At 51.1% G+C, this 17837-nt stretch carries 15 protein-coding genes and 1 tRNA gene; 5 read left to right on the top strand and 11 right to left on the bottom strand.

Annotation, left to right across the window (positions count from 1 at the left end):
- Positions 1-10 precede the first annotated feature (10 nt).
- From typA to ACG2E4_RS04730, 3 genes are all read right to left on the bottom strand, one after another.
- Positions 11-1831, bottom strand: coding sequence for a translational GTPase TypA (gene typA, locus ACG2E4_RS04720; protein WP_395258384.1), 1821 nt, complete (start codon positions 1829-1831; stop codon positions 11-13).
- Between the two features lie 375 nt (positions 1832-2206).
- Positions 2207-3532 carry an APC family permease gene (locus ACG2E4_RS04725; protein WP_395275854.1) on the bottom strand — a complete coding sequence of 442 codons (1326 nt, stop codon included), beginning with the start codon at positions 3530-3532 and terminating at the stop codon, positions 2207-2209.
- A 292-nt stretch (positions 3533-3824) separates the two neighbouring features.
- Positions 3825-4682, bottom strand: a complete 858-nt coding sequence (locus ACG2E4_RS04730; RefSeq protein WP_395275855.1) for an SAM-dependent methyltransferase — start codon at positions 4680-4682, stop codon at positions 3825-3827.
- A gap of 828 nt (positions 4683-5510) precedes the next feature.
- Between ACG2E4_RS04730 and ACG2E4_RS04735 the strand changes: the two genes are divergently transcribed.
- A complete protein-coding gene (locus ACG2E4_RS04735; protein WP_395258395.1) occupies positions 5511-6287 on the top strand; it encodes an SDR family oxidoreductase in 777 nt (258 codons plus the stop codon).
- A 64-nt stretch (positions 6288-6351) separates the two neighbouring features.
- Complete coding sequence (locus tag ACG2E4_RS04740; protein WP_395258398.1) at positions 6352-6780, top strand: secondary thiamine-phosphate synthase enzyme YjbQ; 429 nt, start codon at positions 6352-6354, stop codon at positions 6778-6780.
- Between the two features lie 175 nt (positions 6781-6955).
- On the opposite strand, the gene ACG2E4_RS04745 is transcribed toward ACG2E4_RS04740, so the two are convergent.
- The 8 genes from ACG2E4_RS04745 to ACG2E4_RS04780 form a co-directional block, all read right to left on the bottom strand.
- A tRNA-Ser gene (locus ACG2E4_RS04745) sits at positions 6956-7044 on the bottom strand.
- Entirely contained in the window at positions 7006-7179 is a 174-nt protein-coding gene (locus ACG2E4_RS04750) for a hypothetical protein (RefSeq protein ID WP_395275856.1), read from the bottom strand. The genes ACG2E4_RS04745 and ACG2E4_RS04750 overlap by 39 nt, the downstream gene beginning before the upstream one ends.
- Positions 7180-7345: 166 nt before the next feature.
- Positions 7346-7924: a hypoxanthine phosphoribosyltransferase gene (hpt, locus tag ACG2E4_RS04755; protein WP_395275857.1), complete on the bottom strand. Its 579-nt coding sequence runs from the start codon at positions 7922-7924 to the stop codon at positions 7346-7348.
- Between the two features lie 7 nt (positions 7925-7931).
- Complete coding sequence (gene tilS / locus ACG2E4_RS04760) at positions 7932-9296, bottom strand: tRNA lysidine(34) synthetase TilS (RefSeq protein ID WP_395258403.1); 1365 nt, start codon at positions 9294-9296, stop codon at positions 7932-7934.
- A complete protein-coding gene (locus ACG2E4_RS04765) occupies positions 9268-10050 on the bottom strand; it encodes a biotin--[acetyl-CoA-carboxylase] ligase (RefSeq protein ID WP_395275858.1) in 783 nt (260 codons plus the stop codon). Before ACG2E4_RS04765 ends, tilS begins: the two co-directional genes overlap by 29 nt.
- Before the next feature lie 146 nt (positions 10051-10196).
- Complete coding sequence (locus ACG2E4_RS04770) at positions 10197-11267, bottom strand: bifunctional phosphoglucose/phosphomannose isomerase (protein ID WP_395275859.1); 1071 nt, start codon at positions 11265-11267, stop codon at positions 10197-10199.
- Positions 11268-11280: 13 nt separating this feature from the next.
- Complete coding sequence (ptsP, locus tag ACG2E4_RS04775) at positions 11281-13011, bottom strand: phosphoenolpyruvate--protein phosphotransferase (protein ID WP_395258411.1); 1731 nt, start codon at positions 13009-13011, stop codon at positions 11281-11283.
- Positions 13008-13289 (bottom strand): HPr family phosphocarrier protein, encoded by a 282-nt coding sequence (locus ACG2E4_RS04780; RefSeq protein WP_395258414.1) that lies wholly within the window; start codon positions 13287-13289, stop codon positions 13008-13010. Before ACG2E4_RS04780 ends, ptsP begins: the two co-directional genes overlap by 4 nt.
- A 362-nt stretch (positions 13290-13651) precedes the next feature.
- Here ACG2E4_RS04780 and gatC point away from each other — a divergent pair, with 362 nt between their 5' ends.
- The 3 genes from gatC to ACG2E4_RS04795 all read left to right on the top strand — a co-directional run bounded on the left by gatC (position 13652) and on the right by ACG2E4_RS04795 (position 17836).
- Positions 13652-13939: an Asp-tRNA(Asn)/Glu-tRNA(Gln) amidotransferase subunit GatC gene (gene gatC / locus ACG2E4_RS04785; RefSeq protein ID WP_395258416.1), complete on the top strand. Its 288-nt coding sequence runs from the start codon at positions 13652-13654 to the stop codon at positions 13937-13939.
- Positions 13940-13941: 2 nt separating this feature from the next.
- Positions 13942-16431, top strand: a complete 2490-nt coding sequence (locus ACG2E4_RS04790) for a YfhO family protein (RefSeq protein ID WP_395275860.1) — start codon at positions 13942-13944, stop codon at positions 16429-16431.
- Positions 16432-16549: 118 nt separating this feature from the next.
- The gene (locus ACG2E4_RS04795) at positions 16550-17836 is read left to right on the top strand and encodes a glycosyltransferase family 4 protein (protein WP_395258422.1); all 1287 of its coding nucleotides are present in this window, start codon (positions 16550-16552) and stop codon (positions 17834-17836) included.
- The last annotated feature ends 1 nt before the right edge of the window (position 17837 follow it).

The raw sequence follows: 17837 nt of genomic DNA on the forward strand, positions 1-17837 counted from the left end.
CGGCCATCATCTATACCAGCTCCTTTTTCTTCTCCGCCCGCTTGCGTTCGTTGTGATCGAGGTACATTTTGCGGATGCGCAGATTTTTGGGTGTGACCTCCAGGAGCTCATCCTTGGCAATAAACTCGATATGCTGCTCAAGGCTCATCTTTTTCGCCGGATCGATCTTGACCGCATCAGCCGATTGCGTGGCGCGGTGGTTGGTCAGGTTTTTCTTTTTGGCCACATTCACCACCAGGTCGTCACTGCGCTTGTTGGCGCCCACGACCTGCCCCATATACACAGGGTCGCCCGGCTCCACGAAAAAAGTACCTCGATCTTTCAGTCCCTCGAGGGCATAGCTGGTCACTTCCCCTTTTTCAAGTGCGATAAGCGCTCCCTGGTTGCGTCCCGGAATTTCGCCCGCATACGGTTCATAGGCATCAAACTGCTGGTGCATGATACCGGTGCCGCGGGTTTCCGTCAGCATCTCACCCCGGAAGCCGATCAATCCACGGGAAGGCACCTTGAAGATAAGGCGGTTGTTGTCGCCCTCCTGCGTCATGGAGGTCATAATTCCTTTGCGCTGCTGAAGGTTGTCGATCACGCGGTTGCTGTAGTCCTGGTGCACATCCACCACCACTTCTTCAAACGGTTCGTGGACCTGCCCGTCAATCTCTTTATAGAGCACCTCCGGTCGGGAAACGGCAAACTCATACCCTTCGCGCCGCATCGTTTCGGTGAGTATTGCCAGCTGCAGTTCGCCCCGGCCCGACACTTTGTATACATCGGGATTGTCCGTCTGATCGACCTTGATCGCCACGTTGGTACGGATTTCACGCATCAGGCGGTCTTTCAGCTGGTTCGAGGTGACATATTCGCCTTCTCGTCCGGAAAGCGGGGAATCATTTACCCGGAAGTACATCGCCATCGTCGGCTGATCGATGTCGTAATATTCAATCGGGGTCATCTCTTCCGCATCGGTGAGCGTATCGCCGATATTCACTTTCTCATATCCCGCCAGGGCAAAAATATCGCCGGATGCCGCCTGCTCCACCGGCTCCCGGCCCAGCCCGGCAAATGTAAACAGCTTCGTAGCCTTGGCTTTCTCTTTCAGTTCGCCCTTCCGGTCGACAAGGGCGATCTCCTGGTTCTGCTCAATCGTGCCCTGTTCGACCCGACCAATGGCAATTCGTCCCACGTAGTCGTTCCAGTCAATAGCGCTGACCAGCATCTTGAACGGGGCGTTCACTTCCCGTTCGGGTGGCGGCACATGCTCGATAATGGTATCAAAAAGCGGAACGAGATCTTCATTCTCATCCTCCAGCTCGTGGCGGGCAATACCGTTGATCCCTTCCGCATAAAGAATGGGGAAATCGAGCTGCTCGTTGTCTGCATCAAGCATCACGAACAGGTCAAAAATCTCGTTGAGCACGTGGTCGGGCCGCGCGTCTTTCCGGTCGATCTTGTTGATCACCACAATGGGGCGGTATCCCAGGTCAAGAGATTTCCGCAGTACAAATTTCGTTTGCGGAAGTGGTCCCTCGGCGGCATCCACCAGTAGTATCACGCCGTTGACCATTTTCATAATCCGTTCCACTTCCCCCCCGAAATCGGCATGGCCGGGAGTATCGACGATGTTGATTTTCGTATCCTTCCATTTTATTGCCGTATTCTTGGAGCTGATAGTGATCCCCTTTTCGCGCTCCAGGTCGCCGGAGTCCATTACCCGCTCCTGCACCTGCTGGTTCTCGCGAAAGGTCCCGCTTTGCTTCAGCATCTGATCCACGAGCGTAGTTTTACCGTGATCTACGTGAGCAATGATAGCTATATTCCTGATATCCTTAGACATAAATAAATAGATGTTGTGGCTTTAGATACAATCGCTGTGCCACCGAGACGGCACAGCGATTGGTTAATTGCAAAATTCAAAAGACCCGCAAAATAAGGTTTTATTTGCTGAATTCATTGCAAAAGCCGTATTAATTTTAGCCGGCGCTACCTGCAGGATCCCGGAGCGGGTTGAACGGTCAGGGACAACCAATAACTGCACTAGCCTGGACCTCGCCAAGAAATTTGTTCTTCAGCAAGGCAAAGGGAAAATGGCCGCGCTTTACACCCTGTCAAAAATAGGTCGGTAATATATGATGTAAGACACTGCCTGCCATCAGGGTACCTTATTTTTGCATGCATTATCGTGAGAAAGACGGGCTAGCTGCGCCTGCTCCTATCTCCGGCCAATCAGCAGTACCGGGATGCCAATCAGCAGAATGCCGATACCAAACAGCGCTCCGATACCCGTGAACGTAACACTTGAATACAGCATATAGAGACAGGTAAGTATAAACAGGATGGGCGTAACAGGATAAAACGGTACTCGATATTCCAGATCCTTCTCGCCGTTCTTAAATCGAAATATAAAAAGTGAGATTCCCGTGAGCATCAGGAAAAACCAGAACACGGGAGCCGTATAGTCCACCATCGTGGAGACGCTGTCTTCGGTGACCGCGCCAAGTACCACCAGCAACAGCGCGATAGCGCCCTGAACCAGCAACGCATTTGCCGGCGTATTTTTTGTCGAGTTCCAGACTCCCAGGTAGTTCAGGAAGGAAAAATCGCGCCCCAGGGCGTAGTTTGTACGCGCCCCGGTAATGATGGTAGCATTGGCGGTGGAAAGCGCTGATATGATGACGATAAATGATAGCAGTAGTGCCCCGCCCGATCCGAGAATTGTTCCCATCAGGTCGGCCCCGACGGCATCCGCATTTTGCAGTCCCTCCAGACCCAGTACTTGCAGGTAGGCGTAATTGACCGAAACGTAGATCAGGGTTATCACCCCGATGCCTATCGCCAGCACCCGGATCATATTTTTCTTTACATCCTTTATTTCACCCGACAGGTACGAGGCTTCATTCCATCCACCATAAGTTAAGAGCACAAAAATCATTGCAGCCCCGACGGACCTCCCCGACCCTGTGCCTAGACTACCGGCAGCGCCTGCGTCGGCGTGTCCTCCTCCCGTAATTCCTAAAAAAGCTGCCAGCAAGAGAATGATAACGATGATGGAAGTTACCAGGTTTTGCGTTTTCTTGGCTGGATTGGTACCCAGGAGATTCAGCGCCGTAAGCCCAAAAACCGTAATGGAGGCGTAAATTGCGGAACTGTACGGTCCCAGGGAATAGATAGTCGTGGCATAATCGCCGAGAATAAATGCGGCAAGTGCTATGGAACCGGTCTGGATCACGGTCATCCGCCCCCAGGAGAAGAGAAAACCGAGCGAAGAACCGTACGCCTTGCTCAGGAAATGATACTCACCTCCGGCATCGGGATAAGCGGTTGCCAGTTCCGCATAGCAGAGCGCACCAATCAACGAAATGAGGCCTCCGGCCACCCAAAACGCAAGGAATTCAAATCCACTTCCGGCGTTGGAGGCTACCAGTGGCGGAAGACGAAAAATGCCGATGCCGATGACAATTCCCACGAGCACGGCAACGGCATTCAGGTTTGAAAACACAGGTTGGGGCGTACCATTACCCTTTGTAATTCGGTTCATATAGATAAAATATTACGGTCGTAGAGCAGCATTTATCAATTGATTACTGGTTACCGGATTCGCAGATATACAAACCTGATCAGACCGCCAACTGCCACTGTCGGACCGGAAAAGCAATAGCACTTTCCAACGCTCGGAACGATAAATCAATATGCATAAGTAGCGGGAGGCAGTCTTCATGCCTGGTAGAATGAAGACCACTTCGCCAGGTTTTTACGGATCTGCAACAACTACCCCAACTAAGGGGGTAGAATACCCGCTGACAACCAATAACCGCCGACCTGTCAAAATTCTAGTTTTTAGAGGCAGACCAGTGCAGCACGCGGTCATTTTCCCCGTCGTGGATCTGCACGGTTCCATTTATCACACCATCTTCAACGCGACCGCTGTAGACATAGTGCCGGTCTCCCATGTCCGCCGTAAAACTTACTCGCTCCCCTTTTACCACGGCATGATCTGTCGCCAGTTCGCGACCGTTCGACTCCAGGGCGACATCAATCTTTTGATACTGTTGCTCCACCGACAGGTCGAACGAATCACCTTCTACATTCCAGCTCCAGTTTCCGCCAACCTGGGCCGGCATAACCCAGTAATAGACCGTGTGATTTCTCCCGGTCGAGCTTTCCACCCTCAAGGTGCTGTCCGGCTCCCAGTCGCCCATGTCAAAACTGTGGGATACCACGCGCGTCCCCGGACGCAGCTGCTCAAAAAGTTCAGGACGCAGTTTGCGATTCACGCTGGTCAACAAGTACATAGTGATCACGGATGCCTGGCTGATGTCCGCTTCAAAAATATCGCCGTTGATAAATACGACACGGTCCTCTACGGCATTCTTTTCCGCATTTGCCCGTGCTTCTTTAATTCTCTGGGGATCCAGATCAATTCCATGTCCCACTGCACCGCGCCTGGCGGCGGTTACCACAATACGACCATCACCGGAACCGAGATCAATAACATAATCCCCTTCTCCCACATCGGTAACTTCCAGCATTTTATCAACAACTGGCTGAGGAGTGGGAACATAGGGCACATCCAAATCCTGTGCCTGAGAGGGCAACGAGACCAATCCCAAGAGCAGTACGGACAAAACGGAAAATTGTAAATACTTGTACGGTTTTACTTTGAATACGGATATTTTTGTTGAACTCATTCAGATTCTCCTTCTCTACTTAACTTAATTATGTTGATTGATGAATTTAATGGACAAGTAGTGTTGGCAATCGGTCAATTAAATCCGTTGATGTTAAGAACAAAATGAATATTAAGTTCTTGAAAAACTTAATATTAGCATAAAGCGTAAGATGTCAAACAAATATTCTATTATTTAAGATTTTTAACAGCACACAACGATACAGAATCGGGTCGATGCTACTTATATTACGGATCATACAGCCGTGGTTAATAAATATCTCGACCCATAACTTCACCGGGCCAGGCGCCTTCGATTTCCCTTTGTAGCTTTTTTCCATTCTCAACCCGGCAACATACAGTTTGTTGGAGATCAACTCTCTTTGAGTTTTATTTTAATAGACCGAACTCCTTGTTGTGTAGTGGCTTATGGCATAACAACATAAATATTTGTGAGAAATACGGGCTAAGTATCAGCTTCTGCAAAGGCCTCTTTAAATGAATAACCCCTCACACAACTGTTGAAAAGTTCAATACGAAGCTGCCTTGGATGTGTATTTCTACTGCACCAAGGCAGACCGGTTCCCGCTTTCCCATTTTTGTTTTCTCTCTGCGCCAAAATCATCTCTTGAATTTGGAGTCAATAAGAGTGACTTTTTACGAGAGCTTTTACCCCTGCCTCTGCTCGTTTGCCGCGTGTAGTACAACCGTGGTTGCCCGGCAAGGAGGTAGAGTATTGCAAAACGCAATTTACAGCCTTTTCAGCTGGCCGTACCACTTGCGTGAGCAAACAAGAGAAATGGCAGCGTTCGCTAACAGATACCAACTAATCTTTATTCAAAAACATACTATGGACCTGAAGATAAATGATCATCGATTCTTGGTGTGCGGGGCAAGCAGCGGCTTCGGACGTGCAATTGCGGAGCTCCTGTTGGATGAGGGAGCATCGGTCATCGTCGTAGCCCGTCGCGAGCAGAAACTGAAAGAGCTGGAGGAGCAGTATGGCGAGGCCGCCATCACGGTAGCGGGCGACCTCACCGAGGAGGAGACGCACAACAAAATTGAGTCGGCCATCGGCAATTCCGGGCTCCATGGGGCCGTCATAAATTCGGGAGGACCGCCGGCGTTGACACCGCTGGAGACGGCGATGTACGATTGGGACAAGGCGTACGAATCGGTGATGCGCTGGAAGATTGAGCTGGTACTGCGACTGGTGAGTTATTTTACCGCCCACGAATACGGCAGGATTTTGTTCGTGGAAAGCAAATCTGTCAAACAACCGATTCCCTCTCTCGTACTGAGCAATTCGTACCGGGCGGCGGTAGTCGGTTTCGCGAAATCGCTCTCCCAGGAAGTGGCCGGAGACGGTATCACCGTCAATGTGCTGGCGCCCGGGGCCCATGACACCCCGGCTATAAATCGCGTTATTAAAAAGAGAAGCGACGACAGCGGCAAATCGCTCGAGGAGGTCCGCAGCGAGATGGAAGCCGGAGTCCCGGTCGGGCGATTCGGGAAACCGGAAGAGATCGCTTCGCTGGCGGGCTGGCTACTTTCGCCACACGCCTCCTATGTAACAGGGCAAACCATCAGCCATGACGGGGGTGCCATCCAGGGACTGTTTGGCTAAATACCGAATCCCTTGCAGCTCAATTTCACTGGATTTCTTGATCTCAATTTCTACTCTGTAAATCATGTGGCATCAAACACAAATCAGTCTTTCTCCCAAATCAAGAGGATATCACATCATTACTGATGAAATACTCCGCAATATCCCGGAGATCAAACAGATCAGCACCGGCATTGCCCATATTTTCATACAGCATACCAGCGCCAGCCTGACTATCAACGAAAACGCCGATCCCTCGGTCCGCCGCGATTTTCACACCCATTTCAAACGCATGGTCCCGGAAGACACCTCATTGTACGAGCACACCCTGGAGGGACCGGATGACATGACTTCGCACATCAAAAGTTCACTGTTGGGCTCCTCGGTGAGCATCCCGATAACGAATGGCAAACTAAACCTGGGTACCTGGCAGGGAATTTATCTCTGTGAACACCGAAACAGGGGTGGCAGCCGTAAACTGGTCGTTACGCTGCATGGGGCGTTGGATGATTGAATGATTGAATGATTGAATGATTGAATGATTGAGTGAGTGGGTGAGTGGATGAATGGTCGGGAATGGAAAAAATTAAGGGAAGAGGTGGATGTTGAATATTGAACAAGGAATCTCGAATTGCGAATGGACGGTTCTACATTCGGTATTCCCTGTTCTGAAATTCGAAAACCAAAAGCGGAGAGGGAGGGATTCGAACCCTCGATACCCTGTTTAGGGTATACTCCCTTAGCAGGGGAGCGCTTTCGACCGCTCAGCCACCTCTCCAAGGAAGTCCCAAATATACGGGCCTCTTCTTTTCATATCAATACCAAATTCAATTTTCGCTTTCCACACGACATTCAGCCGTTTATCCTGCCGAAGATCGATCGTATACGAACGAAAATCATCTTGATCTCCCATTCGAGTAGTCAATACTTGAGGACTTTGCAAAACCTTCAATTCCTCGTTCCGGGGAAGTTGGACCGCTGTTTAAAAGATCAATTAAAACCACCTCCCAACACAATAGCAGGTTCTGCAAAGATCCCTGTCTTCCAGAATACCAGGCAGTGCTCCCGGCCTCAACGGTTCAGGTGTGATCGGATCGGGATTCACCTTCATCGAGAATATAAATCTGGGCCAGGTTCCGGCCCTCCTGGGCGTAATCAAGGCCATATCCCAAAACAAAGAGCGACGGTATCCTGAATCCCACGTAATCCAGCGGTACATCGTGGCGGGTCGCCTCCGGCTTGTGCAGCAGCGTAACTGTGGCGATGGAGGCCGGATTCTTTTGCTCCAGTTTCTCCACCATGTACTTCATCGAAAGACCGGTATCTACGATATCCTCCACCAGCAGGACGTGGCGATCTTCGATATTGGCATCAATGTCTTTGAGATCTCTTACCTCTCCGGACGATACTTTTTCATCCCCGTAGCTGCTCAACTTTAAAAAATCCACCTCTGACGGGATGCTGATATGGCGCAAAAGATCGGATAAAAAAATAAACGCCCCGTTCAGCACCCCGATAAAAATCGGCTTTTTACCGGAATAATCCCGGTTTAACTGTTTAGCCAAATCGGCAACCCGTGTTCTGATCTTCTCTTCTGACAGATACACTTTGAACGTTTCGCCGTTGCAATTTACAGTTTGGGGTTTGTATAATGACATCGGTCTGCTACTGTTTCCACCGTATTACCAGGCACTCGGCGGTATCCTCCTCGCATTTGACCAGCTCGGAAATAGTGCCCGGGGGATTCATTTTTTCAATCGGCGGAAAGATAACCGCACAGATTGTATCTTCAAAAGTTTTCAGGACAAGGGCTTTTCCCTTTTCAGCGGCACTGATTTTCCGGTTGGTCAGGTGGTCTGATATTTTTTGGTGTCCAACCATGCCAAAAGGCTGGAAAGCGTCCCCCGCTTTCCAGCTGCGCAGCACCAGCGGCCAGTGCAATTTCTGCAGGTCCAGGTACAGGGCCGTTTCAAAGGAAGGGTCCACAAACGGCTCGATGGCAAATACCAGATCATCAAAGATGAACGGCTGCTGCCTCAGGGTCTCCTCATCGAGCTCGATCAAATTCAGCGATTCGGATTGCTCATACACAATTTTGAGCCATTCACGATCATTCAGCAGTGAGTAGTGTTCGGTTAGCTGAATCGATTTGCCCGTTTGCAGATCGGACAGCTTCTCCACCTGCCGGAGTGCCCCACTTGTAATCTCTATACCGGGATCGCTCTGTTTGAGCAGGTGCAGCACCAGCGCCTTCTGCAAGCCGGGTTCCAAATTCCGGAACGCAACCATATCAATCCGGTTGCGGTTGTCTGTCAAGCGGCCGGCGATATAACGAAGCGCCTGTGAAAACAGGGCCGCCCGTTCCGGCAGCCTCAGCACATTTTGCTTCCAGCCCGGGAAAAATTCATCCAGCTTGTCCAGCCACTCATTCCGAAGCAGATTTCTCGCAAATTCTGACTCCAGGTTACTCCGGTCGGTCCGCCAGGGCACGCCATGCGTTTCCACATAATTCATAATTTCCCGCCGTGAGCTATCAACAAGAGGCCTAAACAGGGGAGGATCCCACACACTCATGGCACTCCATGACTCCAGACCAGCTCCCCGAAATAATTTTTGCAGTACCGTTTCAACCTGATCGTCCTGGTGGTGAGCAACCGCTATGGCATCCGCATTATGCTCATGCTGCAGGTCTCGAAAAAACTGGTAGCGCTGATCCCGGGCCCACTGCTGGAAATTGCTCTCCCCGGCTCCCCTGGCATCGAGCTGCTGCCTGTGGCAGCGATAATTCCATTCCCGTGCTGTTTCCTCAACCAGCTGCTGATCTTTATCTGACTCGCTTCCCCTTTTCTGGTAATTTACATGTGCAACCACCGCTTCAACCTCCAGCTGCTTAAAAATATGCAACAGGGCCATCGAGTCGGGCCCGCCGCTCACCCCGATAACAAAGACAGGAGACCCCGTTTGGGGGAAATAGTGTTCCAGGTGCCGCCTGACGCGTTCTTCAATCAGTGATAAGCCGGATCTGTTCATAGGAAAAGGTTTTTACCTCGGCCTCGTGGTTGATTACAGTTAACCGCCCCTTTTCATTGATTCCCAGCAACTTGTACCTGTCGGAGCGGGTATGCCCGTCAATCGACAATCGAATCCATTCGCCGTAGCCAATCAATTTCTGGTTCACCGACCGCAACAGGTCGGTATCATTTTGGTGCCAGCGGGTGTAGCAGTGTTCTATCAATCCGATGAATTCCGCCAGCAGTAGCTCCCGGCTAAACGAAGTGCCGTTTTCGAGTTTTAGAGAGGTTGCGTGCTCCTTTAAATCATCCCTGAACAGGTCCTGGTTTACATTGAAACCGATGCCCACGAGTACCCGGTCCAGACTGTTTCCGCTGAATACTGTTTCGGTGAGCACACCTGCTATCTTCCGATTTCCGATCAGCACATCATTCGGCCACTTGATGGAGGCTTTTTGCGGGGTATTATGCTCTATCAGAGCCGTGGCAGCGTATGCACAGGCCAGTGTCAATACGTGCAGCCGCTCGGCACGACCAGGTTTAAATGCGATGGTAAATGTCAAATTTTCTCCGGGGGATGATTCCCAGTTCCGTTCATACTGCCCCCTCCCTTTTAACTGGTTATCGGTCAGACAAACCATACCGTGGCTGATCTCCTCACCACTCACGCTTCTCAAATACGAGTTGGTGGAATCAAGCCTCTCAAAATACTGCAGCTCATGCCCAACCCACCGCGTGTTGAGAGCCTTTTTAAATTGATCTACATCAAACAAATTTTCCTGGCTTGTCAGTTGTCAGTTGTCAGAGGCTGCTTGTTTCTGAGAGCTGTGTCAAGGATAATTTCACAATCCGTTGCTGCACGCTTAAAATGGCAGTTGCTTACGAATCCCGCATTACTCAAGAGAAAACCGGTTGCAAATCAATTTCCACTCCCCAAATCCGGGCTTTCAGCCAGTTTACTCTTAAAAAGATCGATTTTCGCCACCGGGCTTGGATCCACTCCATTGATGATGGCAAGATAAAAGCTGGTCCAGTCTGCCAGCTGTATGAGCGAAAACATGCGCGTCAGCCGGCTTTCCCCCCGCGTTTTCAGTATAATAATCGAGTCGGCCTGATCCTCAATCAGTTCCCGGGTGATATTCATCCGTTGTTCAATGCGGTCGCCATCTTCGCGATCCATAAGAAAGAGAATCGAAAGCCGGCCGGTGAGGTGGGCTACCCGTTCCCAGCCCACAATTTCGGTGTGTGTCATCTCCGGGAACTCGTTGCGATACGCCAGCGTCTTGGAATTTTCCTCGAACTGCGTGCACCAGCGCATTCCCACCGCTTTCATAAAGTTGTTGTTGGTATACACGACCGGGAGTGTCTCAGCCAGATCCCGGGCGAGTGTCAACGCTTCATTGTCACGGTGGTTCGAGAGGAGCTCAACCTGGTTTTCCAGGAACTGCCTGGTCTCACTGAGCGCTTCCCGTCCTTCATTCAGGAACCCAAGTTTTTGAAAAATTCTGAACAAGATGATAAAGCTGTAGCCGACGGCCGCCCGGGCCCGTATGTCGCTCGGTATCTTGAAATAGTCAAAATGGTCGCGCGTAGCCCTGAGCATAAGTTCACCGCCGGCCGTAATGGCAACAGGGGTGGCCCCTTTTTTACGAGCCTGCCGGAGAGCCGCCAGCGTTTCCTCGGTATCGCCCGAAAAACTGGAAGCCACCATCAGGGTCTCCTCGTTGACCCAGTGGGGTACTTCATATCCTTTTACGACCTCAACCGGTACAGGAGCTGTATCTTTGGTATAGGCCTGAATCAGGTCGCCCGCAATGGCAGATCCCCCCATACCCGCAATGCAGATCGTTTTTATTTTTTTCGGGTCCAGTGATATCTCCAGCTGCTCCGTTGTTTCAACCGCTTCATTCCACTGATTGGGAAAATCCACCAGCAGGTCCCACATTTGCTGAGTATCAATATCCTCGATTGTTGATTTTGTCAACTCCATGGAATCAGCGTGTCTAAAGATTCGTCAATATGCTATTCACTTCGGCAGTCGTTGAAGACGAAAGCACCTTGTCGGCCAGCTCTTTCATTTCGGCGACAGAATATTTTTTCAGCAGTGTTTTCACCTTGGGAATTGATACAGGAGACATACTCAATTCGGTAATTCCCATGCCTACCAGGCAAAGAGCCGCCTTGGGATAAGAGGCGATTTCGCCGCAGACCGCAATATCGATCTGCTCGTTTTCAGCTGCCACTACGCAGTCATGAATCAGTGACATGATGGCGGGATGGATCTCCTGGTACAGTTCTGATATCAATTCATTTCCCCGATCCACCGCCAGCGTATACTGCGTCAGATCGTTGGTTCCCACGCTGAAAAAATCGACCTCTTTGGCAAAAGCCTCCGCCTTGACCGCCACGCTGGGAACCTCCACCATAATGCCGACCTGCACCCGGTCGTCTACCGGCACTCCCTCCTGCCGCAGCTCTTCCTGGATGGCGGATATCTCCTCCTTTACCTCCAGCACCTCTTCCATCACCGATACCATCGGCACCAAAATCTTAACCCGCCCCGGGTAACGGCCGGCCACGGTAAGAATCGCCCTGAGCTGCTCGCGCAGCAGATCGCGCTCGTCCAGCAGCATCCGCACTCCCCTCCATCCGAGGAACGGGTTTCGCTCATCCGCATTCATACTGAAAAACTTGTCCCCGCCGGCGTCAAACAGGCGGATGGTAACCGGGGCGGAGCCGGCCTTTTGCAGGATCTCGGAATAAAAATCGGTCTGCTTTTCCTGGTTCTCAAAATGTTCTTTGCGGATATAGATCGATTCGGTCCGCAGCAGCCCCACCCCCTCGGCCTTGTACTTTTGGACGTTGGGCAGCTCTTCGGCAAACTCAATATTTGCCCGCAGTTGAAAGGGAGTTCCATCCCGGGTTACGGAAGGTTCCGAAATGATACGCCTGAGTTTCTGCTCCTCAACCTGCTGGTGTTTGATCTTTTCGCGATACTCATCTAGCTGGCACTGGTCGGGATCTATGATGACCATCCCTTCGTTGCCGTCCACAATTATCTGGGAAGAGGATTCCACCAGCTGACAGGTTCGCTTGGTACCCACCACGGAGGGAATCCCCATGGAACGGGCCAGTATACTGGCGTGAGAGGTTTGCCCGCCGTGATCCGTAACCAGCGCGCTGATATTGTAGTCAGAAAACTGAATAACCTCCCGGGGGCTGATATCCTCCGCAACCACGATACTGCCCGGTTCAATATCCAGATCTATGGAATAGTTCGTCGCCACCTGTATCAGCCGGTCGCGGACATCCTCCAGGTCTACGATCCGCTCCTGGCTGATCTGGTTCTGGCTCTTTTTGAGCATCTCCAGGTAAGAATCAAATACCTGCTTGACCGCGAAATCCACCGAACGATTCTGTTTTTCAATCAGCTGCTTTACCTGCTCCTCAAGTTCGGGGTCGTTCACCATCTCTATCTGGGCGTCGATCACCTGCAGGGAGATCTCATCCACCTCCTTGCGTTTGAGGCGGACCAGTTCCGTTTCAATCACTCTTTTGGCTTCATCAAACAGTTCCAGGTGCCTGGCTGTGCTGCCGGAACTGATCTTTTCGGTATTGATCACTGGTTTGGGCCTCCGGTAGATATACCCTTTGCCCATGGCAATTCCGTTGGAAGCCGGTACGCCTTTCAACACAAATTCACTTGAAGCAGATTGTTCTACATCGGTGTTCATTGATCACCTGTTATTTCTTCTCCAAAACCATCTTCTATCAATTCCGTGATCGCCTCGGTTGCCTCCTCCTCGTCAGGACCCTCCACTTCTATCTCCAATTCAGCACCCTTTTCGGCAGCCAGAGTCATCACCCCCAGAATACTTTTCCCGTTCACCCGGTAGCCGTGCATATGGATGAAAAAATCTGAGTCAAACTTGCTGGCCAGCTTAACCAGCGAAGCCGCCGGGCGGGCGTGCAGTCCTGCGTCGTTTACGATATTTACTTTCTTTCGGATCATTAAATTACTTATAATTTTTGAAAGGCCAAGATCAGAATTATTACCTAAAGTATCCACACGGATCAGTTGGCAATAAACAGCCTGCGCGGAGACTTAGTTCTACGGTCGTTGTATGATTGGGAATAGTTGCCATTTTTATGTATCTCGAACTGCGTATTTGGAAAAGCATTTTCCCAGATTCAAGCAGAGTAATACGCAATACGGAGTACGAAATACGTTCAAGTTTTAGGGCTAAATCGTGAAATTCGAATCATGCTCCTGTAAAAATTTCGATTGCTATTCAAAACCAATTGATCATTGTTCACTGCAAACTGTTTTGTTAACTTTGAACCTGTTTAATTCGAAACTTATAGACCCAGCACATGTCCGTAACAAAAGATGATGTCCAGTATATAGCCCATTTGGCGCGGCTCCAGGTAACCGACGAAGAGGCCGAAGGGCTCAAGGAAGATATGAACGATATTCTCGGCTATATGGATGAGCTTGCGGAAGTGGACACGACCGATGTTGAACCGCTTGAACACGTGACCGATCTGGAATACCGGTTCCGTGAAGACGAGGCCAAAGAGCCGGTCGACCACAAGGATGCTCTTAAAAATGCCCCCGATGCCGACACCGACTATTTCAGGGTTCCAAGGGTTATCGAATAACTATGGCCTCCAAAAAATCAGCGGTCTCCTCTTATAAAGACGACTTCATATCTTCGCTTCCGGAGGGCAAGCAACACCTTGTGGCGCTCCTGATCATCCTGGTATTGCCCTTTATTCTTTTTGATGATGCCTCCCTCGGGGGCAAGCGATTCATGGGTCATGACACCGAGCAGTGGCGGGCAAGCGCCGAGTCGATCATTGACTACCGAGAAACTCATGACCGGGAACCGCTCTGGGCTACGAACGTATTTTCGGGGATGCCCGCCTACGGCATTTCAGTTCACAACTCGGTACCCCATATCGACCGGTTGATTCGCACTGCGACCAGAAGCATCTATCCTGTCGCCCATTTCTGGATTTTGCTCGGCGGGGGGTATCTTCTCCTCTTTCTCATGGGCATGCGACCGTTGACTTCTCTTATAGGGGCGGTCTGTATCAGTTTTACTACTTACATCCCCATAATTATCGGTGCGGGCCACAACACCAAGTTTATCGCCTATGTATTTATCCCCTGGATGTTCATCGGCTACTGGCTTTTGACGCGCAGCGATAAAAAACTGCTCAGCTTTGCTCTTTTTGCGATCGCCTTGACCCTTGAATTCAGGGCGGGACATCCCCAGGTTACCTACTATTTCTTCTACCTGCTCGGCTTTTGGTGGGTTTACGATACGTGGCAGGCCTATAAAAAGCAGCAGTTAAAATCGTGGCTCGGCACTACCGGGCTGGTCATTCTTGCCGGGCTGCTGGGGTTTGCGGGTAATGCCCAGCAATACTGGCGATTCCTGGAATATTCGCCCTATAGCACCCGGGGCGGTTCTGCCCTTGCCGAAGGAGGCGGTGGGCTTGGATTAAACTACGCATTCCAGTGGTCGCAAGGCATCAGTGAATTGCTCACCCTGGTCATACCCGGCATATTCGGTGGTGCCTCCAGCCAGGCGTACTGGGGACCCAAACCGGTTACCAGCGGTCCACACTACCTTGGCGCTGTTGCATTTATTTTCGCCCTAATCGGGCTGCTGAGATCCAAACACAAGTTGAAGTACCTGTTTTTTGGGGTAGGCACCCTGACGCTTCTATTTTCTCTCGGTCGCCACTTCGAAACGTTCAACCGGGTGTTCTTCAACTACATGCCCTACTTCAATAAATTCAGGACGCCCGAGATGTGGCTCATCGTCACGGTATTCTGCTATTCCGTGGTTGGTGTTTTCGGCCTGGAGTACCTGTTTGAGCAGGCAAAACAGAAATCCCAAAACCTTAAATCCCTTTTCCTTCCGCTGGGCATAGCCCTGGTCCTTGGAGTTGTCTTCGCGTTGGGAAGCAATGCCTTGCTCTCATTCGAAAAACCGGGAGAACGGCAACAGTTTGCCCGGCAGGTCGCCCAGCGCAACAACGTTCAGCCGTCGGATCCCCAGGTTCAGCAAGCCGTTAACAATTTCATGAATTCCCAGCTAAAACCACAGCGCAAGGAGATCGCTCAAAATGACTCCATACGCTATTTTGTCATTGCGCTGGTAGTAAGTGGATTGATTGTCGGGTTCATGAGGCGAAAAATCAGTGCCGGCTATTTCCTTCTCGCTCTTGTCATTGTGGCCTCGTACGATTACCTGTCGGTGGGCAATCGCTACATAAACGAGGACAGCATGGTCAGTGAACTGGTGGATCCGGAGCGGGCCATTCAACAACAACAGCGGCCCCTCGACAAGTTTCTGCAACAAAATGTGGACAGTGGCAACGGGTGGCCTTACAGGGTGTTCCGGTTAGGTGACAACCCGTTTAACAACTCGATTCAAAGTTATTTTTATCCCACTATCGGGGGCTATTCCGGGGCAAAGCTTAGTTACTACCAGGATCTTATCGATCAGTTTCTGCTCGATGAATCCGGCTCCATGCGTCTTCCCCTGCCGATGCCGATCCTGAATATGTTGAATGTCAAGTATATCACATTCCCCCAGCAGCTCCCGTTTGACAACCTGACGCAGGTGTATTCCGGGAATGACGGCTTCGTATATGAAAATAACACCGCCCTGCCCAAAGCCTTTTTTGTGGATTCGATTCAAACCGTCTCCACAGCCCGGCAAGCCGTAGATGCGATGCAGCCGGTGCAGCAGTTTAATCCTGCTGAAACGGCTATTGTGGAAGGGAATCCATCCACCGACATCCAGCCCGATACGGCGGCCGCGGTCCGGGTAACACATTATGATGCGCGCTCCATCGAACTGACGACTAAGCGCAGCACGCCCGGCTACCTCGTACTGAGCGAAATCTATTATCCCGAGGGATGGGAGTTGACCATCGACGGCAAGCCTGCAGAAATCTATAAAACCAACTACGTGCTGCGCGGCATGAACGTGCCCGCCGGCGAACACACCCTGCGGATGGAGTTTAATCCAACATCATACATCTGGGGTGGACGCATCGCGTGGGCCTCGAACCTGCTGCAGTGGAGTATTTTACTGGCAGGCCTGGGACTATGGTACCGGCGCAGAGAATAGAAGGGGAATGGCGAATAACGAACACGGAATATCGAATACTGAATATTTTTTCAGCTACTTTAACATTTGAAATTCAAGATTCCTTGTTCGGTGTTCTTAAGCTCAAACGGTGTGAAATATGAGTGAACGGGCGCTTATCGTAACCTATTACTGGCCGCCGAGCGGGGGTGCCGGCGTGCAGCGACCGCTGAAGTTTGCCAAATACCTTCCCCAATTCGATATTCAGCCGTTTGTTCTCACGGTTGAAAATCCCACCTACCCGATACGGGACGAAAGCCTGGAATCAGATATCCCTGAGGAGGTGGAAGTCTTTAAATCGAATACCATTGAGCCGTTTTCGCTCTACTCCAGGCTGGTCGGCAAATCCGTCGCAGACTCAACCAAGCCTACCATCCAGCTCAAATCCGGCAGCTGGAGTGCCAAGCTTAGCGCCTGGATCCGTGCCAATATTTTTCTGCCGGATGCCCGTGCGGGCTGGCTGCTCAGCGCACGGTCCAGCGCGCTGTCGATTGTCGAAGAGCACGATATCGGTACCATCATCACGACGGGTCCCCCCCATTCCGTGCATTTTACCGGAAAGCATGTGAAGGAACGAACCGGCATCCGGTGGATTGCCGACTTCCGCGATCCGTGGACCGGTGTCTACTACAACAAGCTGATGCCGCGCACCTCCCTGGCCCGGCACATTGATGAAAAGCTGGAGAAATCGATCCTCCAAAACGCCGATGAAGTTGTCGTAATTTCTGACTCAATGGTCGACATTCAGCGCAAAATCATCGATCGCACCTACCACGTTATTCCCAACGGCTTTGATCCCGATGACTTTCAACCTGGAAATTTTAAACCCGAAAACAGATCGGAATCCCAACTCACGATCCGCTTTGTGGGGAGCGTGCGGGACGGGGCGATCCCCGATGGGTTTTTAAGGGCCCTGGCCAGACTTAAAAATCCCGGAAAATACAGGATGGAGTTTATTGGGAATCATCATCCCTCCCTCCGGGAATGGGTTGACGAGCTGGACCTCCGTGATGTGGTTGAGTTAAAACCCTATGTCCCGCATGAGGAGGCGATCCGCGCCATGTGCACCGCCGACCTGTTGCTGCTGAGCATCTCCAAAACGCCCGGCAGCGAACTCATCCTCACCGGAAAACTGTTTGAATACCTGGGTTCAGGGACCCCCATCCTTTTTCTCGGCACCGTTAACGGCGATGCCGCGCAGATCATTCGGAAAGCAGGGCAGGGTGTCTGTTTTGAACACCACCAGGTGCCCGAAATTACGGAATTCCTGGAACATTATTCCCGTTCCGAGGCGCAGGCCTACAAGCAACCCCAGGGGCAGAAAGAGCACCCGTTCTCACGCCTGCGCCTGACCCGACAATTGGGAGAACTGATTTCCAACCGTTAGA

It is taken from the genome of Halalkalibaculum sp. DA384, from assembly GCF_043951955.1.
GTDB lineage: Bacteria > Bacteroidota > Rhodothermia > Balneolales > Balneolaceae > JAMQKA01.

Bases quoted from the DNA above. Each gene is read 5' to 3' on its own strand.
- typA (WP_395258384.1), bottom strand. From the start codon at position 1,831: ATGTCTAAGGATATCAGGAATATAGCTATCATTGCTCACGTAGATCAC.
- ACG2E4_RS04725 (WP_395275854.1), bottom strand. From the start codon at position 3,532: ATGAACCGAATTACAAAGGGTAATGGTACGCCCCAACCTGTGTTTTCA.
- ACG2E4_RS04730 (WP_395275855.1), bottom strand. From the start codon at position 4,682: ATGAGTTCAACAAAAATATCCGTATTCAAAGTAAAACCGTACAAGTAT.
- ACG2E4_RS04735 (WP_395258395.1), top strand. From the start codon at position 5,511: ATGGACCTGAAGATAAATGATCATCGATTCTTGGTGTGCGGGGCAAGC.
- ACG2E4_RS04740 (WP_395258398.1), top strand. From the start codon at position 6,352: ATGTGGCATCAAACACAAATCAGTCTTTCTCCCAAATCAAGAGGATAT.
- ACG2E4_RS04750 (WP_395275856.1), bottom strand. From the start codon at position 7,179: ATGGGAGATCAAGATGATTTTCGTTCGTATACGATCGATCTTCGGCAG.
- hpt (WP_395275857.1), bottom strand. From the start codon at position 7,924: ATGTCATTATACAAACCCCAAACTGTAAATTGCAACGGCGAAACGTTC.
- tilS (WP_395258403.1), bottom strand. From the start codon at position 9,296: ATGAACAGATCCGGCTTATCACTGATTGAAGAACGCGTCAGGCGGCAC.
- ACG2E4_RS04770 (WP_395275859.1), bottom strand. From the start codon at position 11,267: ATGGAGTTGACAAAATCAACAATCGAGGATATTGATACTCAGCAAATG.
- ptsP (WP_395258411.1), bottom strand. From the start codon at position 13,011: ATGAACACCGATGTAGAACAATCTGCTTCAAGTGAATTTGTGTTGAAA.
- ACG2E4_RS04780 (WP_395258414.1), bottom strand. From the start codon at position 13,289: ATGATCCGAAAGAAAGTAAATATCGTAAACGACGCAGGACTGCACGCC.
- gatC (WP_395258416.1), top strand. From the start codon at position 13,652: ATGTCCGTAACAAAAGATGATGTCCAGTATATAGCCCATTTGGCGCGG.
- ACG2E4_RS04790 (WP_395275860.1), top strand. From the start codon at position 13,942: ATGGCCTCCAAAAAATCAGCGGTCTCCTCTTATAAAGACGACTTCATA.
- ACG2E4_RS04795 (WP_395258422.1), top strand. From the start codon at position 16,550: ATGAGTGAACGGGCGCTTATCGTAACCTATTACTGGCCGCCGAGCGGG.